The following is a 225-nucleotide window of genomic DNA, read 5'->3' as shown; positions in this document are numbered from 1 at the left end:
CCTGATTCTTGTGTTCCTTTGGCACTGGTAGTGTCGCTATTGATTGAACCGGTGTACGCTGGATTGACAGGCTGAACTACAGCTTCACCCTCGTGACCAACTTCCTGGGTGCCATTGGCACTGATTGGTCCTGTATACTCTGGGGCTACGGGTTGAACTAGAGCTTCACCTTCGTGACCTGATTCTTGCGTACCTTTGGCACTGATTGGGCCGGTATATTCTGGG

Annotated in this window: 1 protein-coding gene; it reads right to left on the bottom strand. The window is 51.6% G+C overall.

The genetic code is table 11. The features are described from left to right. The coding region (locus tag HMPREF2571_RS09865; RefSeq protein ID WP_141760084.1) for a hypothetical protein at positions 1-225 on the bottom strand (225 nt) is incomplete at both ends.

The sequence above is a fragment of the Streptococcus sp. HMSC068F04 genome (genome assembly GCF_001837455.1).
Lineage (GTDB): Bacteria > Bacillota > Bacilli > Lactobacillales > Streptococcaceae > Streptococcus > Streptococcus salivarius_D.
Note: the sequence above shows the minus strand (reverse complement) of the source record. Positions and strands in the feature narration are given on the sequence as shown.